The sequence below is a fragment of the Bacteroidota bacterium genome (assembly GCA_040388375.1).
GTDB lineage: Bacteria > Bacteroidota > Bacteroidia > UKL13-3 > UKL13-3 > JAAFJM01.
Genome location: JAZKBU010000007.1, coordinates 1 through 20,733, shown reverse-complemented (window position 1 = coordinate 20,733; position 20,733 = coordinate 1). Strand labels below are relative to the sequence as shown.

Genomic DNA, 20,733 nt, shown 5'->3' with positions numbered 1-20,733 from the left:
CGTATGGCTCGTATTCAACTTAGTTTTTTATTAGTTTCAAACCTTTAGTATTGGCTCCTTCAATTTCTATCAGGTAAACACCATTGGCTAATGACTCTACATTAATCATGGTTTCAAAAGCATTCATTTTTCCATTTAATACCTGCTGTCCGTCTACACTTAAAACCACATACTTTTTACCTGCTAAATTGGTTTTATGTGTAAGCGTAACCCATGATTGGCTTGGATTGGGATATACCATTAAATCGTTTTCAGCAGCTATAGCTTTCACTCCTAATGGATTCTCCACTTTAATATTAATCCCTTTTATACTTAAAGATTTAAAGGGGCAAAAATTATCGTTACCGGTTACTGAAAACAAATAAGGTTGTGGTCTAACGGCTGTTGTAGGAGGTGTCCAGCAAAATTTAAAGCTATCGGCTTTGGGACCGTTTATACTACGTAAACTCGCTATGTAATTACTGGTAAAGGTAGCATTGGCCATAGCAGGTACATACAAACCAGGATTGTTCCATGTTAGTATAGTAGTATCGGCTGGTATTGAACTGTTTTCTTGGTCTTCGGCTACTATATCTAAACAAATCTGTTGATTGGGTCTTACTGAAAACTGGTTGTTGCTTTGTAGTACGCCATTTTGGTATATTTTTATTTTAGGGGCTAGGTTTGGATTACACATAACGCTTTGTAATTGCACATCGCGTCTGGTTAAACCTACTTGAGTCATAGTACCTGCTATATTACGCCATTGTTTAACCTCTATAACCAAATTAGCTACAAAAACACCAGTAGGCCTGAAAAACAAATTGCCTGCATTGGGGTCTATATGTAAGCCGGCCGGTAAAGGAGCATTGGCATTGGGTGCACCAAAATAAGGAAAAGGATAAGCCGGAGAATAAGGTGCAATATAATTTACATTAGCTCCGGCTGTTGCAAGCGAAGCTCCTAAATTATAACTCAATGAATCGCCATCAGGATCCATAGCTCCTAAATTATATTCATAGTCTACTCCCACACAAGCCATAATTACAGCCTCGTTAGAGAATGTGGGTGCTGAATTACAAACACTCACACACCTGTTTATTTGGGCGTTGGTATAAAAATTACCGGGTTCCATAGTTGTTAATGCAGTGTTGCGGCAACAAAGGCTTAGTTCTAAGCCTACTACGCAACAAGATGCAGGCACACTTGATAGATCAACTAAACCCTCAAATATATATACTTCAATGCCGGGGCTAAAAGTACCTGCTGTTCTGGTATTACAATTGGTACAAACTGTTTTTGTATTGTTGCATGTTTGTATAATATCATAACCATTATTTGTTGTAAGTGCATCTAATGTGTAACTACCAAAATTAACTCCTGCACACGTACCACTCATGCCAATAATATTTGTTGAAAAACCTGCGTTGCTGGTATTACAACCATTTGTATTACCTGTAGGAACAGGATTATCGCCACAATTTTTGCATAAATTAATACCACTACAGTCCCTGTATATTTTTAAGGTAACCTTATACACATTGGGTGTTGTGGTACAGGTATAGCTCATGTCGGACCCTACCACATGGCTGGCCTTCAGTTGGGTGTTATACAATAAGGCAAATACGCCAAGAAATAAGTAGATTAATTTTTTCATAGTTGTTAGTTTTAGTTATTAGTTGTTTTTTTAAGGGTACGTAATTATATTAAACAATGTTGGGTTTTGTAAAAATAAAAAAAATAGTTGATGCTGCAACTATCATATGTAGTTAAATTAATTCTTTACTTTTTGCGAGCTATAAAAATAATATGAGTGGGGTGTGCTGCCTGCGGATAATCTTTACGCTCTATAGTCAACAGCTCAAAATTGTTTTCCTGTAAATAGTCTTTTAAATAACCTGCTTCGTGGTAGTAAACAAATATAGTATGTTCTCCATTGCTACTGGTTTCGTAGCCCGATTTGTTATACTCATCTTCAATGGTACTGAAGTACAATATACCACCACTGTTCAACACATAAGCACTATCCTTTATCAATTTCCGGCAATCGTCCTTGGATAAATAGGGCATGCAAAAGCCACACATCACTGCATCGTACTTGGTGGTTAAAGTATCTATATCGTGGCAATCCATTAATGTACAATATGCCGTTGGATTATTTTCCTGTGCTGCTTTCACCATATTTGGCGCTGCATCGGTAGCATCTATATTAAAATCAGGTCTTTGCGCTAACAAGTATTTGGTAATGTTTCCCGGCCCGCATCCAATCTCTAATATATGTGCTGCTTGCTTTTCAATCAATTGGCAAAAGGTATCATACGTATCGTTGTATAAATCTAAATCCATGAATTTTTCCTCATAAGCAGCAGCCAGCTTATCCCAGGTTTCTATGGTTGTTTGATTACGGTCGTCCATTGTATAAATATTTAACTAGCCAGTACTAAAATAAACGATACAATAAAACAAATTAAAGTAATACTTACACCTATAAAAGGTACTTTAAACCAATATTTTTTAGCTAACCATACATAAAAGGCAATGGTTATAATATTGAATATAAAAAAGAAATAGGCTGATTGTAATACGGGAAAGTATTGCCAAGCTAAATACATATTAACTATACCAATAAACATAGCACCGCTGCTATGGCTGGCATTAAAGCCTATCCATGCTTTCCACATGTTGGTTTCTTTGGTTAATACCGGGCTGCTTTTTTCCATCGCAGGCTTCAGGCTTTTATCTCTTGTTAAAAATTTATCGCTAAAAAAGGTATAGTATAAATGAATGCTTCCCAATAAAAGAATGATGAGGGAGCCCAGCTCCCAAAGGTATTTTGCTATTGTCATTTTAAAGGTTGTTTAAAATGTAATATTACAATAATTAAAGAATAGCACACGCTATAGGTGTGTGTTAGCACAGATATCTTATATAGCCATTGCAGGCGTCCCCGCCTGCAATAAATGTTCTTCTCTTTTTTTGCTTCGATACTTTTTGCATTGCCAAAAAAGTATCCAAAAACGCTAGACAAAAAAATGCTTCTCCCCACAGGCTTGATGCGCGGCCCGCTTTTTTGTCTGGCCTGCGCTCGCATCCTTTTTGTATTAGGTGTTTAAATTTACTAAAATATTTAAAAGAATAGCACACGCTTATAGCGTGTGCTAGCTTTGATAAATTATTTATCATTCAAAACCCGTAGCCACATAGTTAATGGCTACGGATTATATATGAATGATTGTTTAGAGGTTGTTTCTTAGTTAGTGTTTGCCTTTACTTGTTTTCCATTTTGTCTGTAAAGGTTTTGGGTATTTAGCATCGCCTATGGCAAAGCTAAAATCACCGAAAATGGTATTGTTTACGGAGTCTGGCGGGTAGTCGGCTATGGTTCCGTATATATGACAACTGGTACAGGTATTGGTACCTTGCACATAACTTTCCATGGTGGTATTGGCCACAATGGTTAAGGGATTCATATAACCGGGATTTAAATTTCTGGGTACATTAATAGGTTTTGTTGGGTTAGGCTGTACCTGCTGCGACCATATTACATCTACCAATTCGTAGTATTGCCATACTGATTTTGGGTAATACTTTTTAATGGTATCGCGCATATTGGTATTAATTGGTTGCGCATTGGTGGTATTAATTATATTGGTACGTTCTAATTGTAAAGGCACGGATTTCATGCCTGCTTTTAAATAATAAGGTGGCGGTATATTGGCATTGCAGGGAATGGTTACTGGTGAAGTCAATGAGTCGTATCCCAATGCGGAAGCAGGAACATTTAATTGTTGTGCTTTGCAATTGCTGTTGTAAAAGTTGTAACCATAAGGTGGTGCTGGTCTTGTTTTATCGGGCACATTGTCTATTTGCTCAAACGTAGCCCATACCCATGTGGGTTGAGTGGTTGTTTTATGCAGTATGTGCATACCTACCAAAGCAACAGTGGCTTGTCTCATTTTACGGGTACCGGGGTCTAACACATAAGCCTTTGATTTTTTATAACGGTTCCAGTGTGCTGAAATGGTATCGGTTAGTTCCATCCAAGCCGCTTTTATTTCAATGGCTCCTACTTGTCCGTTATAAACGCCTTGTGGAAAGTTTAGAGGGATGCCTGCTTTGGCGGAGTCGTGTTGTGTTTTGGCATTGTAATAGCCTGTTTTTACTACAAAATCATAATAGTCTTTATTCAATAATATTTCGTACCACAGGTTCACTCCGTTTTGTGCACCTAACCAACTGGGATGCCCGAAAGGTGCTGCCTGATTCGGGTCGCCAAAAACAAGGTCAATAGTAGTATCGACACCTGTACCTAAAAAGGTAAGCACTTTGGTTGTTGATTTATTATATATTAATTTTTCTGTTTTAAACTTGGCTGCAAACTCGTTTGATACGAGTGTACCCCATGCGGGAGGCGGATTTCCATTGGCCTGAAACAATACGTTTCGGGGCATATAAGTTTCCCAGGCAACGGGTGAAAAATCGTTCGGGTCGCCAAAATAGTTTCCTTTGGTTGGCCAGTTTACGCTTATAAACTCTGACCATGCAAAACAGTCGGCTTGCGACTGATTGGTAAATGGCCGCTTGGTATCACCGGGTACTTGGTTGTTAAAATATACGGTTAGTTTGGATAGTTGGTTATTGGGCGAAAAGCACGCACAACTATCGTAATTGTTAGGCTGGCTATTTTCATTTTTTTCTATCCCGGTAAAGGCCCAAAAACCAATACATATAGTTAACATGCCAACTAAACCAATGTGCTGTTTTGACAGGGGTAATTTTATTTGTTTCATAGGCTGTAAATAGATTACAATACATTTAACAGAGCTGGCATAGCAATTGGGTTGGATTGCCCCACATTGGCTACGCTTAAACTTCTGTATCCTTGGGTAGCATTGGCAGCAACGGTTACGGTAACAAACAAAGCGGTATAGGTACTGGGTTGTGAATTACCGGGTACCGCATAGGTAACAGGCGCTACACTGTTTACGGTTGCTGTTATACCTGTTCCGTCAAAAGTAATTGTTGGGTAGGTTGATGCATTGCCGGCTACTGCGGTGCAGGTATCTGCCGTAATAACCATATTGGCGGTAGTACCCTGGTTAATAAATGGTGCTATATAGGTGCTGTTACTTAACAAGGCTATTGGATGCCTTACGGGGTTAGGTACCGGTGAAGGATACATGGCATTGTATACTGTTTCGTAAAACAACTGCAGGGGTTGCGCAAAGGTTCGGTCAGGGGTTGGTGTGCCTACACAGGAGTAGCTTTGGGGTGTTGAGGAGCTGTAAGCGGCTGCTACTATATGCATAAAAAAGGTATTGGTAACTTGTGAGCCCCAACTGATTTTTTGCTTGCCAATTAATATATCGCCTACTACGTATGGTTTTGATGAGGGTACTTCAAAAACGGCATGTAATATAAAATTACCGGGCATACCGTCCATTGATGCTGCTCCACGTACTATAGTCCAAAACTCCGAGCAGTCTGCATTATCAGGCGCCACGTAACTGGAGAAATCAGGTGTTTGTATATATAAGCCTGGAGGATTGGCCAATGTTACAGAGTAACCCTCGCCTACAAAAGCATTTACCTGGGCGCCTATAGTCGGGTCGCTGTTTCTGTGTGGTTGCCCGTATTGCCCGCAACAAAGCAATGCATTGTTATCGGTAAAGGTACCATTGCGTTGTACTGACGAAGCGCAAGCCAAACCTATTTCGGTTTGTATGGTATTGGGTGTACTGGTTAAGTGCATAGCACCACCTGTTTTAGCGGTTGAGTTGGAACCTATATTCCATTTGTTTAATGGATTGTATAATGGCTGCCCTGTTGACGGATTGATAACCGGATTGTTTTCGCTATCTAATACGCATAAATCGTTCAATACTATTTGTGGTTTGTTTAATGTGTTTTGGTATAGCTCTAATACTTTTTGTGGGCTGATTAACCAAACTGAATTATAATATTCGGGGTTCTCGCAAGTAAAATCAATACGGGTAATTTTACCTTCGCTGTTACGGGTAACAGCCCACTCACAATACTCATCCTGCCAACCACGCGGACCATACGGAAAATAAGGAACGTTATTACCTGTAGCTGTATTGCATGGGTTGTTATTAATATCAGCAGGTGCCAAACCTGTATCGGCTAAAGCAAACAACTCAACCTGCGTAAGTGTTGGGTAGTTATAAGCCAACCTACCCGGAAAAGCAGGCCAAGGAATAGCTTGCATTATTTGCCCATCCGGATTATTTACAAGCGGATTAAAATAATTAGTAGGTACGGGTGCATTGGTGGCATTCCACGGATTGCCCATCATACCTTGTTGAATAAATCCATTGATGTTGTTATTCCATAAACTAATTAACGCTGCTTGGTTGCTTGCATCGTTTGCAAAATCCTGTATGTTAGCAGGAGGCATAAATTGAAAAGTTGACATGAGTATGTATTGTTGTTGTTGCTTTGCTTACTCTCTAGCGGATTTTCAGCTTCGTCCGTAACTGTTAATACTTACAAAATATAATATGCCTACACTTTGTATAAGTGCAATCAGTTATTTTTTGGAGTACAAGTTTGCGGAATGTTTGTGTCAACAACAATAGGGAAAACACCCTATGTGCATAGGAAAACTACTCTTTTTTCATAGGGTAATAACTACTCTACAAAATAGGGAAAACACTCTTTTGGTATCAGTATTTATCCTTTTATCAATCGGTTATGATTAGTTTTTTTACTATATTGTTTGTATCGTTTTGTAGTAAGTGCATAAAATAAATGCCGGCAGGTAAGTCGGCTTTATTTATAATTAAGCTATTACCAAATGCTTCATGTGTGGTATTTACCTGTTGTCCGTTTACATTGTAAACAGCCAGCGTTACTTGCTTGGCAGGTATATTTAACTGAACGGTAGTATAGGTATTAAACGGGTTAGGGAAAACATTCACTGTATTTTCAACTGCTATGTTTGGTATACCAACTGCAATTGATTTATTAATATATTCTAAACCTTTTAATGCGCCTAAATTGTTGGGTTGATTGGTAATGGCTCCTGTTTGGGCATTTATAATGGTAATACCTAAATTGGTTTTAATAATATAATGTCCATTGCTTCTGTCAAAAGTACTTTCACCTTGTATAATGGCATTTACATTGGGCAGTGTATCTATATCGGTAAATGTTTTATCGGTAAGGTTTAAAGCTGTCAGTATTTCTACATCTCCATCCCAGCGTACGCCTAACAACCTGTTTCCAACGGAGTCATATTCTAAATTATTGATATCGGCTGTATTGCCAATGCTTTCTATAATGGCTCCTGTTTGTGCGTTTATAATGGTTATTCCTAAGTTTGTTATGGTAAAATAGCGGCTGCCACTAAGGTCAAAAGTGCTTTCACCGGGTGTTATTACATTTACACCATATAAGGTATCAATAGTGGTAATGCTTCTGCTTGTTAAGTTTAATGCCGTAAATATTTGTGCATTGCCTACTTTTTTATATCCTACTATTTTATTGGTGTTTAAGTCAAACTCTATGCCTTTTATAACGCTTCCTGCACTAATGGTATCTACCAGTGCACCTGTTTCGGAATGCATAATGGTAATGCCTAAACTGGTTTTAATAAAGTAGCGGTTATTGTTTACATCAAAAGCACTTTCGCCTGAACTACTCAGCTTCATATTGGGTATGGTATCAATATCGGCAAAGGCGGTATTGGCATTGTTTAACGAGCTGAATATGGCTCCACTCCCCTCTGCCCTGCAACCTAATAATCTGTCGGTTTGTGCGTGTAAGTTTAATGAATATATAGCTATAGCAAGTAAGGTAATAAGTTGTTTCATTTTGTAATGGTTTGTTGTTGTATGGCTGCCATTTATTACTGCTTTTGGTCGGCAAACAAACATAATCTTATTCCTTTTATTTACCATACGGCATTACAAAGTATGAATAACGAGATAGTGTTAACTTCTTACAAATAATAGTTTAGCCTAAAAAACAGCAATAAAAGTACATTTAAAACAGGGCTATTTTTAAGTAGATGAAAATATATATTCTACTATAAATACCGTGTTTTCACTACATAATGCATGCTATATGTATTGTATGTTTGGAGGCTAAATAAACGAATAGAATTTAAGAAAGTATGCCACACGCAGTGATAGACAGTTTGAGTGTTTCTGATATAACAGTTATATGTATTTTAGTAGTAGGATTATTAATGATTCCATTTTTGGTAGGCTATTACCTTGGCTTTTATAATGGTTTCAGAAAACAAAAAAAGATAAGAAACTCTTTTAAATAGGCCCGGTAAACTGCTAGTTAGGCTTAGTCGAATTGCTCTTGTTAAAGTTTTTCTTTTTAAATGGTTTCTTAAAACCTGTTTTGCTAAAGTCTTTTTTTATTTTAACCTCCGGTTGGTAAAGTGGTGCTTCGCCTAACTCCGGCATCAATGACAATTTTGGAATATCGTAACCTATTAAACTTTCTATATCGAAAAACTTACGTGCATCTTTAGGGTTAATAAAAGTAATGGCTGTACCTGTACTCTCAGCCCTTGCGGTACGGCCTATGCGGTGTATATAATCTTCGGGGTCGCCCGGCACATCGTAATTAACAACCAAACCTATTCCGCTTACATCTATACCACGTGAAAGTATATCGGTTCCTATTAAAATTTGTACGGCATGGTTTCTAAAATCGCTCATAATGGCTTCGCGTTCTACCTGCTCTAAGTCGCTATGAAATGCTTTAATTGATAAATTGCTTCTGCGCAATTCTCTGTCCAGGTCTTTTACTTTTTCCTTGGTACTGGCAAAAATAATAGTGCTGCCAAAATCTTTTTGGTTTAAAATATTTTTAAGCAACGCTGTTTTCTGGTTATCGTAAGCCATATAAGCCTGTTGTAAAATACCTTCGGCCGGTTTGCTTATAGCTATATTTATTTGCTCGGGCTGTCTTAATATTTTGTTGGCTAACATGCGTATTTTAGGGGGCATGGTAGCTGAAAACAAAAGGGTTTGTCTATCTTTTGGTAAATAACCTATTATTCGGTTAATGTCGTCATTAAAACCCATATCCAACATACGGTCGGCTTCGTCTAATATTAAGTGTTTTATATTACTCATATCAACTGAACCGCTGGAGGTAAGCATGGCTATTAAACGGCCGGGCGTTGCTATTACTATATCTGCTCCTTCGCGCATGGCTTTTTGCTGTTGCACAAATACTTGTCCATCGCTTCCGCCATATACTGCTACTGAGCTAATGCCTGTAAAATAAGCCATTCCTTCTACCTGTTGGTCTATTTGTTGGGCTAACTCACGTGTGGGTGCTATAATTAAGGTGCTTAGTTTACCCAAGCCATCGTTAATTATATTATTCATTACGGGTAGTAAATAAGCGGCTGTTTTACCTGTACCTGTTTGGGCACAAGCAATTAAATCTTTGTTATCAATTACTACTGGTATAGCTTGTTGTTGTATTGGAGTAGGTGTTTCAAAACCCATTGCATCTAAACTATCAAGCAGGGTTTTATTAAATTTAAAATCGTGAAAAGTCAAAAGTTTTATACTGTTTTTTATTGATGCAATATAAGCTAATATTATAGTAATTCCTTGCTTACTAAATATAGGCTTGTTTACCCTCAGCTTTTATTTTGTTTCTGTTGTATTAAACGCATAACGGTTTGGTACAACATATTTTGGTCAACGGGTTTGGACATGTATTCGTCCATACCTATCTGCTTCACCCTGTCTTTTGTTCCCTCCATTACATCGGCAGTAAGGGCTATTATAGGAATATCTATATTACTCACTCCTGCTGTACCTACTCTAATGGCCGTAGCTGCTTCGTAACCATCCATTATGGGCATTTGCAAATCCATGAGCACTATATCAAAATGGTCTTGCTGTAATAATTGTAATCCTTCTTCGCCATGATTGGCAATGGCATAACGAACATTTTCCCATTTATTCATTATTTTTTTCATTATTAATTGATTGATGGCGTTGTCCTCTACCAGTAAAATATTGACCCCATTGTCTTCAACGGGTTCTTCTTTTTGTATATGTTCGTTTATCATTTGCGGTTGAGTAATTATAGTAAAGGGTAACTCTATGGTACAATTTGTACCTTGGCCAGTTTTGCTTGTTATGTTAATTTTACCTCCCTGTAAATCAACTAGTTTTTTAACTATGGATAAGCCTAGACCTAAACCACCAAACTTGCGTTTGTTAGTAATACTTTCCTGACTAAACGACTCGTAAATAGATTCTATTTTTTCTTTAGGAATACCAACACCTGAATCGCTGATGGCTATTTGTAAAACAATTTCGTTATCGTATTGGGCTATTATTTTAACGCGTACATTAACCCAACCTACATTGGTAAATTTAATGGCATTGCTAATTACATTGTTCATTATTTGGCTTAACCTAACGTTATCGCCCAATAGTAAGGATGGTAAATTTTCATCTACTTCATAAGTAAATAATAAGCCTTTATCGAGGGCTTGTTTATTGGCACTGTAGTTAATCTGAATAAATAACTGAACGGGTTCAAACTCTACATAATCTAACTTTAATTCGCCTTTTTCTATTTTGCTAAAGTCTAAAATATCGTTTACTGAACTGAGTAAACCTTGCGATGAATATTTAATAATTTCAAAATTCTCTTTTATTTTAGGGTCTATATTTTCGCTCAACATTACATCGGCAATACCCATTATAGCATTTAAAGGGGTCCGCAATTCATGGCTCATGTTATTCATAAAATACGACTTCACATCGTTCATGTCTTCCGATTTTTTTAAAGCTATAGACTGTGCCATTTCTTTTTCACTCCTTAGTTTCCTGATTCTGTTGGACATGGAAAGTGATAAAAATATAACCTCTAAACCTGTTCCTAATTTTGAGCTATTTTCGGTAATAAATGAATTGGGTATAATGCTAAAATTATTGAGTATAAATATGGTAAAGCCAAGTACCATACAACTAATACCTGCTATAAAAAAAGGATCGACTTTTACTTTTTTTATAATGGAAACAACTACCGTTGCTATAACTAAAACCAACGACAACAAAGCCATGGCATTAATAATGGTATAACTTAATGTAGGTATTTGGGGCGCTAAAACACAAACAATAAATAAAACCAAAATAGCTATAAACAACCCTTTATATATTTTGTCTAAACTTTTAAAATGTTCGCTTACATGTAAAAACCACTGGGTATATTTAACAAAAAACAGGGTGCTTAAAGCAGCAAAAATAATAACTGCCTTTAGTGAAAGTATGCCTGCATTGGGACCAAAATACTGATAAAAAAACCCATCGAGTGCAAACTGGAGTAAGCCAACAAAACCTACGTACAAACAGTAATATAAAAAACTTTTATCGTCAAGGGCAAAATAAAAAAACAAATAGGTAATGGTAGCTAATAACAATATGCCATAAAAAATGCCATACACTAATTGCTCTTTATAGGTTTGTATAATTAATTCATCAGCCGTACTTAATTTTAAAGGTAAGTTTATAACCTCGCCATCGCTTTTTAAATTTAAATAAAAGTTCACTTTTTCATTGGCGGGTAGTTCTATTTTAAATATGGTTTTGCGGTGTTCGTAATCGCGTTCAGCAAAAGGCATGGCATCGCCACTCTCCTGACTTTTGATCATTCCATTGGTAAACTCCGTATATAAATGTACATAGTCTGTAATGGGGCGTGCTGTTTCTAAATAATACGTTTTTTTAACATCAGTATTGTTTTGTACGCTAAAAGTTAACCAGTAATAATTAGCTGTAAAACCAATATTGGCATTCATATGCATAACGGGTTTAAACTCCAAACCGGAGGCTTTGGCCTTAAACTCTCTTAAACTAAATTTCGATTGTCCAACATCTGCTATCTGTGTGTACGGATACAACGCATAGGATTGATTTTGGTTGGTTGAAATAAGTAACTGCCCAAACGCAACTTTACTTGTAATACAAATTAAAACGTAAAATAAATATTTCATTATTATATAAGGCTTAAGCCTTATGTACGGAAATTTTATGCCGGCAGATTTCGTAATTATTAAAAAAGAATATACATACCCATAAACTACTTATTACCAGTAAATAAAATTACACAATATGCTTTTTTTAAATAATTTTACGGAACGTTATTAAACCTTTTGGCTTTTTAACAGTCTGAGTTTTTTATTGTTTTAATCCCACTATTTTATGGCACCAATTAACCGTAAACAGTTTTTTCAAAATGCAGCATTGAATGTATTAGATGAAAAAGAAGTTCCAGTTTATCCTTACAAGGATCCTATTAACAAAGAATTACCAACTAGTTTACGAAAAACCTCCACGGGTATTGCACCATACCAAGGTGCATGGGGCGAAGAACAAATTAAACATTTGTGCAGAAGAACTTTATTTGGCGTGAACAAAGCCGATATTGATTTTTTAAAAAGTAAAACAATGGTACAGGCTGTTGATAGCCTCCTAAATATTTCAGTAACAGACCCTACCCCTCCGCTTAACCATTACAGTGCCAATGTTAACTTCCCCGATGCTGATGTTCCTTTAGGACAAACATGGGTAAATGCCAACGAAAATCCTACGTTAACTGCCGTTAGGCGACAATCATTTAAGGCTTGGTGGATGGGCTTAATGATAAATCAAGACCGAACAATTAAAGAAAAAATGACTTTGTTTTGGCACAATCATTTTGCCACAGAATCAACCGTAATACAATTAGCAAGATTTACTTATGACCACCATAAAATGTTGCGCCAAAACTGTTTGGGAAATTTTAAAACATTTGCCCGTTTAGTGGCTACGGACTGCGGTATGTTGGTGTACTTAAACGGAGAAAAAAACACTAAAACCGCACCCGATGAAAATTTTGGCAGAGAGCTACAAGAACTTTTTACCGTAGGAAAAGACCTAGCCAACCATTATACTGAAGACGATGTAAAAGCAGCGGCAAGGGTTATGACCGGATGGAGAAATAACCGAAGTGGTTATACCTCATTCTTTGACTCAACCAAACATGATACTACCAATAAACAATTTTCAGCATTCTATAACAATACCGTAATTACCGGCAAAATGGGAACTAATGGTGCAACCGAATTGGATGATTTAATCAATATGATTTTTGCACAGGAAGAAGTAGCCAAATATATATGCCGAAAAATATACCGTTTTTTTGTGTACTATAACATTGATGCAAGTACTGAAACGAATGTAATTATTCCTTTGGCTACCATTTTTAGAAACAGCAATTACAATATAAAAACGGTAATGGACACTTTGCTAAAAAGTGAACATTTTTACGATGTACTCAATATGGGTTGTGTTATAAAACCACCAACAGATCACTTAGTTGGTTTAGCACGTACCTTTAATTTACAATTCCCTGATAGTGCAAACGTATCGCAATTGTATGCTCATCTATATTATGTACAACAACTAGGAATGGCTTTTGGACAAGACATAGGCGATGCGCCAAATGTAGCAGGTTGGCCGGCATACTGGCAATCGCCCCAGTTTTACGAACTATGGATTAATTCTGACTCCCTTCCAAAACGAAACCAGGTAAGCGATGGATTAGTTACTACTGGTTTTAACAGACAAGGCTTTAAACTTATTTTAGACCCTATTGCGTTTACCAGTCAGTTAACCTATCCAGAAGATCCCAATACTGTAATCAGTGAATCACTTGGTTTATTATATGCTGTTGATGTTTCGGCCAATACCAAAACACAATTAAAAACTGTGTTTTTACTTTCAGGACAAGCCAGTGATCATTATTGGTCAGATGCATGGAACGACTATATAGCCGACCCAACCGATACCATGAAAAAGCAAACCGTTTACTCACGCTTGCAAGGGTTATTTAAATACTTAATGGATTTAGCCGAGTTTCAATTAATTTAAAACAGCCATTATTATGAAAAGAAGAGATTTTTTACAAAAAGCCATTACCGCTAGCGCCATACCTTTATTTATAAATGGTTTCCCTATTCAAGCCTTAGCCGACAATCCAATAGTACAGTTTTTAGGTAAAACAGGAGCCGAAGACAGGGTACTTGTACTGATACAACTTAATGGAGGAAATGATGGTTTGAACACCGTTATTCCATTGGACCAATATAGTAAGTTAATGTTGGCGCGCCCTAATATTATTATTCAACAAAACAAAGTATTGACTTTAAGTGGAACACAGGCTACAGGTTTACACCCAAGTTTAAGTGAAATACGTAGCTTGTACGACAACGCTATGATAAACATAGTACAAAGCGTTGGTTACCCTGACCCTAACTTTTCTCATTTCAGAGCTACTGATATTTGGCTTACAGGCAGCGATAGTAATGTAAATGAAGAAACAGGCTGGCTTGGCCGTTATTTAGATACCAAGTTCGAAAATTTCCCTGTCAATTATCCGAATACCAATTATCCTGACCCACCGGCTATTCAAATTGGTGCTATGGTTTCACCAGCATTGCAAGGCCATCAAGCCAGTTTAGGCATGTCTATTACCGACCCTACCTCCTTTTATCAGTTTGTAAATGGAACCGTTGACCCTGCACCCAATACTCCTGCCGGACACGAATTAACTTATGTACGTTTGGTAGCCCAACAAACGCAACAATACAGTGGTACCATTAAAGCTGCAGCCGATAAAGCTACCAACCTATCCACTTTATACCCGGCTGCAGGGCAAAATACTTTAGCCGATCAATTAAAAATTGTAGCTCAATTAATTGCAGGTGGTTTAAAAACACAAGTATATATGGTAAGTTTAGGTGGTTTTGATACACATGCTTCGCAAACTGATGCAAGTGCTACCGAAACAGGAACCCATGCTAATTTAATGCAAAAAATATCGCAGGCGGTAAATGCTTTTCAGGACGATTTGAAAAAATTAGCCATTGATGAGCGTGTGTTGGGTATGACTTTTTCAGAATTTGGCCGCAGAATAAAATCAAATGATAGCTTAGGTACTGACCATGGTGCTGCTGCTCCATTATTTATTTTTGGTAAAAAAGTAAAACCGGGCATTACAGGTAATAATCCTATTATTCCCGATGTAGTTACTACCAACGATAATGTACCTATGCAGGTTGATTTCAGAGCCATTTATGCCAGTATTTTAAAATATTGGTTTAATGTAAGCGATGCTGAATTGAACCCGCTATTGCTCAATAAAACATTTCCGCTGCTTGATATTATAGCTGATGGTAATACCAGTATTAAAGAAACAGAAGTGGCAAAAATAGGCGTGCTTGAAAACTTCCCTAACCCAGTAATTAGCCAAACTACTATTAGGTTTACTTGCAGCGGAGGTTATGTTAAAATCAGGTTGTTTGACAATGTGGGTCGTGAAATATTAACCATAGCCGAAGATAACTTTAGCAAGGGTACTCACGAAGTTGTTATGCAAGCCGATAGTTTAAGCAACGGAACTTATTATTACCAGGTACAGCAAGGTCAATCGCAATTGATGAAAACCATGATTGTAGCCAAATAACATAACGGAAGTAAATGCTGACAAATTATTAACTAATACCTTTCTTATTATCTCTTTATTGTTTAATAGTTAAATAATAGCAAAAATATAGTTACTACCAGTTCAAAGCTTATTTTTGAGCATGAAACGGCCTTTACTTTTCACTTTTTTTATTTGCCTTTGTTTTGCTTTTGGATTTATTTTTCCATCCAATCAATCTATTGGTGTTAACTCAACGCTAGACTATTACAAAGCTAAAAGTAAAGTTTTTGCAACCACTTCCAACCAATTAAAAGCAGCTATTCAAAACATTAATACGAAGGATAGCAATACCATAAAGCAAGCTAAACAAGCACTTGTTAACTGCCGTTTAGCTTACAAACCAATTGAGTTTTTTCTGGAGTATTTTATTCCCGTTACGGCACGTCCATTTAATGTAGCACCGGTTTACGAGGTAGAGGAACCTCACATGGAATTTCAACATCCGAAAGGAATGCAATACATAGAAGCGCTGCTTTTTGAAGACAATATTGATAGCAGTTTATTAGCAGAACTACAATCGAATGCAGAACTGGTAAATATGTACGCTAACGATTTAAATGCGCTTTTGTACGAATTAACGGTAAACGATGAAAAAATAATAGAAAGCCTGCAATTAGAATTATTGCGTAATATAACTTTAGGTATTAGCGGGTTTGATGCACCTGAATTAAAAAGCGGTATTCTTGAATCGCATCAGGTATTTTTATCCATACAAGCCGTATTAACACCTTATTTAAACAGGACCTCCACCCCTGTTAAAGACAGTGTAAATAAGTACTTACAAAAAGCACTTGACTTCACAAACACTACCAACCATTTTGATAGTTTTAACCGACTTATCTTTTTAACTGAAGCCGCTTTGCCGCTTCAAAACCAGTTAAAAATTTTAGCTGCCGATTTAAACTTAACGCTTGCTAAAACCCATCAGGCTAATCAAAATTTATTTGCCAAAGATGCTTTAAATATTGGTTTGTTTCCCAATGGTTCAAACAATGGCAATGAGCAGTTAACAGCCTTAGGAAAAGAATTATTTTTCGAAAAATCATTATCGGGGAACGGAATGGTAAGTTGTGCTTCATGCCATAATCCAACAAATTATTTTACTGATAATTTAGAAAAAAGTATTGCATTTAATGGCATATCGGTAGTGAATAGAAATGCACCCACTTTATTGTATGCAGCTTTTCAACACGGACAGTTTTTAGATGCACGCGCGCAAAGTTTGGAAGAACAAATTGAACAGGTATTGTTTAATAAAAAAGAAATGAACGCCAAGCTTCCTTTGTTAATTAAGCGCTTAAATAAAAACAAACGCCTGCTTCAGCTATTCCAAAATAATTTCCCTAACTCCAAAAAAGACTCTATTATATCTATTCAAAACATTGCCTTAGCTATAGCCAGTTTTGAACGTACCCTCGCTCCTATGAATTCGCCATTCGATAATTATATGCGTGGCGATAAAAAGGCGCTGAGCAATGAACAAATAGAAGGCTTTAATTTATTTATGGGTAAAGCACAATGTGGCACTTGCCATTTTGCTCCTTTGTTTAATGGTTTATTACCTCCCAATTATGCCATTACAGAACTGGAAGTTTTAGGTACTACTAAGAATACCAATTTTAACAAACCAACATGCGATGCCGACAGTGGCCGCTTTCACTTTTTCCCTATTGAATACAATGTGGGTGCTTTTAAAACACCTACTATCAGAAATATTGAACGTACTGCTCCTTATATGCACAACGGTAATTTTAAAACTTTAGAAGAGGTAATGGAGTTTTACAACAAAGGTGGTGGCAATGGTTTAGGCCTTACTTTACAACACCAAACTTTGCCTTCCAAACCTCTCGATTTATCTGATAAGGAAATCAAATCCATCATCAGTTTTATGAAATCATTAACTGACGAATTGCCAATTGCCTCATACAGTATTAAATAAAAAGCAGGTAACATTAATTACACATTTAGTTCATTTAAGAGTAACTTTATGGTAAAGCAGTATTCACCATGATGTAACATGCGACATAGTTTTTTGCAAAGTAAAATTTACAAAAAAACTATGAGAAAACGAATACAACAATTAACAGGATTACTATTGGTAATCCTGTTATCACATGCTGTTACAAATGCACAAACAACAGTAACACTTAGTCGCTTTGTAAGCGCAGGTACCGATGATGTGGAAGAAGTAATTGCAGGCGGAACAGGCACTGTTGGTACTATGGACTTAACCAGCTCTGATTTAGAAAACATGCTTGATGGAACCAAGTACCAAGTAATTGGTTCACGTTTCAGAAACATTACTATACCGAAAGGTGCTATTATTACCAATGCTTATATTCAGTTTGCTACGAAGGGTGATAAAAATGCAACGTTGGGTAATATAATTTTTAAAGGTGAAGCAAGTGACAGTACAGCTACATTTACCAGTACTTCTTTTAATTTATCTTCTCGTGCAGTAACTACAGATTCAGTAATATGGACAGGCAGTACAAGCAGTACTTGGGGCACCACAGCCGGAGGAACCAGAGGCGTTGATCAAAAAACACCTGACTTAAAAACCATTGTACAAAATATAGTAAACAGAACCAACTGGAAAAGTGGTAATGCTATGAGCTTTGTTTGGCGTGGAGCCGGTGTGCGTAATGCGTACACTTACGATGGAAGCACTACTTTGGCACCGGAACTGGTTGTTCAATACCAGGTTTTTCCTAATCTGTTAATACCCAATGGCGGTGAAACATGGCAAGCTGGTGCTACTAAAAATATTAGCTTTAACGCCAACGGAATACAAACACTTAAATTAGAATATTCAAACAATGGAACTACATGGAATACCATTGCCAATAATGTAGCGGGCAACTTAGGTTTTTATACTTGGACATTACCTAATGCGGTCAATACGCCCGGCAGTACTTATAGTATCAGGGTAAGTGATTCTGCAAATGTATCTTCTTTTGATACTAGTAATGCTAACTTTACGATAGCATCTGATACTTTAATTAAACCTGGAACTGCATGGAAATATCTGGACAATGGTTCTAATCAAAACACTGCATGGAGAGACAGTGCTTTTAACGATTTAAGTTGGAGCACAGGTAATGCAGAGTTTGGTTATGGTGATGGTGATGAAGTAACTATTATTAATGCTTGTGGTACTGTTACACAAAATCCTTCTTGCTCTAATAAATATACTACTACCTATTTTCGTAAAAAAGTATACATACCAAACTTAAACGATTTCAATAATTTCTCATTACAAGTAGTGCGCGATGATGGTGCTGTTGTATACGTAAATGGAAACGAAGTATGGAGAGATAATTTACCTACAGGTACCATTACTTACACTACACTTGCACCGGCAGCTATTGGTGGATCTGATGAAATAAATTACCAACTATATACATTAGCAAAAACCTATTTTGTAAATGGATGGAATACCATAGCTGTAGAAATACACCAACAAAGTGGAACCAGTTCCGATGTAAGTTTCAACTTACGTTTAAAAGGTAATCAAACACCAACTATACCTATTACTGTATCTGCTCCAAACGGAGGAGAAACCCTTAATGCAGGTACTAATTATGTTATTAATTGGTTAGCCAATACAAGTATTGCCAAAGTAAAAATTGAATACAGTACAAACGGAAGCACATGGAATACCGTTGCTCCAGCTATTACAGCTACATTAGGCACATATAACTGGGCTGTACCTAATACTCCTTCTACACAATGTGTATTACGTATTAGCGATTCAGCTAACGTAGCTACTTTTGATACAAGCAATGCACGTTTTACTATTAACCCACCACCAGCAGCTACGTTAATAAGAGGACCATACTTACAAATGGTTACTCAAAATGCAGCTACTATACGTTGGAGAACCAATTATCCGGCACAAAGCAGAATAAGATTAGGAACTACAAAAGGTGTATTAAATATTGTAAAAGATGATTCAACTTTGGTAACTGAACATGAGTTAAGAATTACTGGATTGAGTACCTATACTAAATACTATTATAGTTTAGGTAGTTTAGCTGATACTCTACAAGGTGATAGTAATAACTACTTTAGAACATTAGCAGCAAAAGGTGATAACAGTAAACTATACAGAATTGGTGTAATTGGCGATTGTGGTAATGCATCAACCAACCAAATAAATGTAAACAACCAATTGGTAAATTATCTGGGTAATAATTATATGGACTCATGGCTTTTATCTGGCGACAATGCTTATTCAAGCGGAACCGATGCTGAATTTCAAGCGCAGTTTTTCAATATTTATAAAAATGAGTTATTGAAAAAATATCCATTATGGCCTGCCCCTGGTAACCATGATTATGGAAATGGAAGCAGCGCTCGTCAGAACGATCATAACATGCCTTATTATGATATGTTTACTATGCCTACCAATGCGGAAGCAGGTGGATTAGCATCAGGCACAGAAGCTTTTTACTCATACGATATTGGTAACATTCATTTCCTTTCTATTGACTCATACGGTAAAGAAAACAATGCTACCCGTTTATACGATACATTAGGAGCACAAGTAACCTGGATAAAAAACGATTTAGCCGCCAATACCAACAAACAATGGATAGTAGCGTACTGGCATCATCCGCCATTTACTATGGGTTCGCATAATTCAGATACTGAAGGAGAATTAATGCTTATCCGCCAAAATTTTATTAAAATTTTAGAACGCTACGGTGTTGATTTAATATTAACTGGTCACAGCCACGATTACGAACGTTCAAAATTAATGAAAGGCCATTATGGTTTAGAAGCTAGTTTTGATAGCCTTACGCACAATATCAGCCAGTCAACAGGTAAGTATAATGGCAGTAACAATTCATGCCCATACATAAAAGATACTTTGGTAAATGCAGGAACTATTTATGTGGTTTCAGGCTCAGCAGGACAATTAGGCGGAACACAAGGAAGCCAATTCCCACACAATGCCATGTATTACTCAAATGCTACCAACGGTGGTTCTATGATATTGGAAGTACAAAATAACAGATTAGATGCTAAATGGATTTGTGCTGATGGGGTTATTCGTGACCAGTTTACTATGGTTAAAAATGTAAATCAAAAAACTACCATCAATGCTAATTTAGGCGATAGTGTTACCTTAACAGCATCATTTGTTGGAAATTATACTTGGAACAACACAAGCCAAACATCGCGTACCATAAAAGTATTACCACC

The 20,733-nt window shown here is 36.8% G+C and carries 12 protein-coding genes; 4 read left to right on the top strand and 8 right to left on the bottom strand.

Annotated elements, in window-relative coordinates:
- Nucleotides 1–19: 19 nt before the first annotated feature.
- The 8 genes from V4538_11655 to V4538_11620 form a co-directional block, all read right to left on the bottom strand.
- A complete protein-coding gene (locus V4538_11655; GenBank protein MES2381690.1) occupies nucleotides 20–1,636 on the bottom strand; it encodes a T9SS type A sorting domain-containing protein in 1,617 nt (538 codons plus the stop codon).
- A gap of 125 nt (nucleotides 1,637–1,761) precedes the next feature.
- Nucleotides 1,762–2,394, bottom strand: coding sequence for a class I SAM-dependent methyltransferase (locus V4538_11650; GenBank protein MES2381689.1), 633 nt, complete (start codon nucleotides 2,392–2,394; stop codon nucleotides 1,762–1,764).
- A gap of 11 nt (nucleotides 2,395–2,405) precedes the next feature.
- Nucleotides 2,406–2,825 carry a hypothetical protein gene (locus tag V4538_11645; protein ID MES2381688.1) on the bottom strand — a complete coding sequence of 140 codons (420 nt, stop codon included), beginning with the start codon at nucleotides 2,823–2,825 and terminating at the stop codon, nucleotides 2,406–2,408.
- A gap of 408 nt (nucleotides 2,826–3,233) precedes the next feature.
- Nucleotides 3,234–4,769 carry a hypothetical protein gene (locus tag V4538_11640; protein MES2381687.1) on the bottom strand — a complete coding sequence of 512 codons (1,536 nt, stop codon included), beginning with the start codon at nucleotides 4,767–4,769 and terminating at the stop codon, nucleotides 3,234–3,236.
- Between the two features lie 14 nt (nucleotides 4,770–4,783).
- Entirely contained in the window at nucleotides 4,784–6,415 is a 1,632-nt protein-coding gene (locus V4538_11635) for a hypothetical protein (GenBank protein MES2381686.1), read from the bottom strand.
- 268 nt (nucleotides 6,416–6,683) lie between these two features.
- The gene (locus tag V4538_11630) at nucleotides 6,684–7,814 is read right to left on the bottom strand and encodes a T9SS type A sorting domain-containing protein (GenBank protein ID MES2381685.1); all 1,131 of its coding nucleotides are present in this window, start codon (nucleotides 7,812–7,814) and stop codon (nucleotides 6,684–6,686) included.
- A 474-nt stretch (nucleotides 7,815–8,288) separates the two neighbouring features.
- Entirely contained in the window at nucleotides 8,289–9,533 is a 1,245-nt protein-coding gene (locus V4538_11625) for a DEAD/DEAH box helicase (GenBank protein MES2381684.1), read from the bottom strand.
- 83 nt (nucleotides 9,534–9,616) lie between these two features.
- Nucleotides 9,617–11,989: a 7TM diverse intracellular signaling domain-containing protein gene (locus V4538_11620; GenBank protein ID MES2381683.1), complete on the bottom strand. Its 2,373-nt coding sequence runs from the start codon at nucleotides 11,987–11,989 to the stop codon at nucleotides 9,617–9,619.
- Between the two features lie 208 nt (nucleotides 11,990–12,197).
- Between V4538_11620 and V4538_11615 the strand changes: the two genes are divergently transcribed.
- From V4538_11615 to V4538_11600, 4 genes are all read left to right on the top strand, one after another.
- Nucleotides 12,198–13,907 carry a DUF1800 domain-containing protein gene (locus V4538_11615; protein ID MES2381682.1) on the top strand — a complete coding sequence of 570 codons (1,710 nt, stop codon included), beginning with the start codon at nucleotides 12,198–12,200 and terminating at the stop codon, nucleotides 13,905–13,907.
- Between the two features lie 13 nt (nucleotides 13,908–13,920).
- Entirely contained in the window at nucleotides 13,921–15,501 is a 1,581-nt protein-coding gene (locus V4538_11610; GenBank protein MES2381681.1) for a DUF1501 domain-containing protein, read from the top strand.
- 121 nt (nucleotides 15,502–15,622) lie between these two features.
- Complete coding sequence (locus tag V4538_11605) at nucleotides 15,623–17,461, top strand: cytochrome c peroxidase (GenBank protein MES2381680.1); 1,839 nt, start codon at nucleotides 15,623–15,625, stop codon at nucleotides 17,459–17,461.
- A 120-nt stretch (nucleotides 17,462–17,581) separates the two neighbouring features.
- On the top strand, nucleotides 17,582–20,733 hold a 3,152-nt coding region (locus V4538_11600; protein ID MES2381679.1), incomplete at its 3' end, for a metallophosphoesterase.

What these genes read in the sequence shown, in the direction of transcription:
- V4538_11620 (MES2381683.1), bottom strand. Translation starts at nt 11,989, where the DNA reads ATGAAATATTTATTTTACGTTTTAATTTGTATTACAAGTAAAGTTGCG.
- V4538_11640 (MES2381687.1), bottom strand. Translation starts at nt 4,769, where the DNA reads ATGAAACAAATAAAATTACCCCTGTCAAAACAGCACATTGGTTTAGTT.
- V4538_11610 (MES2381681.1), top strand. Translation starts at nt 13,921, where the DNA reads ATGAAAAGAAGAGATTTTTTACAAAAAGCCATTACCGCTAGCGCCATA.
- V4538_11645 (MES2381688.1), bottom strand. Translation starts at nt 2,825, where the DNA reads ATGACAATAGCAAAATACCTTTGGGAGCTGGGCTCCCTCATCATTCTT.
- V4538_11635 (MES2381686.1), bottom strand. Translation starts at nt 6,415, where the DNA reads ATGTCAACTTTTCAATTTATGCCTCCTGCTAACATACAGGATTTTGCA.
- V4538_11650 (MES2381689.1), bottom strand. Translation starts at nt 2,394, where the DNA reads ATGGACGACCGTAATCAAACAACCATAGAAACCTGGGATAAGCTGGCT.
- V4538_11605 (MES2381680.1), top strand. Translation starts at nt 15,623, where the DNA reads ATGAAACGGCCTTTACTTTTCACTTTTTTTATTTGCCTTTGTTTTGCT.
- V4538_11615 (MES2381682.1), top strand. Translation starts at nt 12,198, where the DNA reads ATGGCACCAATTAACCGTAAACAGTTTTTTCAAAATGCAGCATTGAAT.
- V4538_11655 (MES2381690.1), bottom strand. Translation starts at nt 1,636, where the DNA reads ATGAAAAAATTAATCTACTTATTTCTTGGCGTATTTGCCTTATTGTAT.
- V4538_11630 (MES2381685.1), bottom strand. Translation starts at nt 7,814, where the DNA reads ATGAAACAACTTATTACCTTACTTGCTATAGCTATATATTCATTAAAC.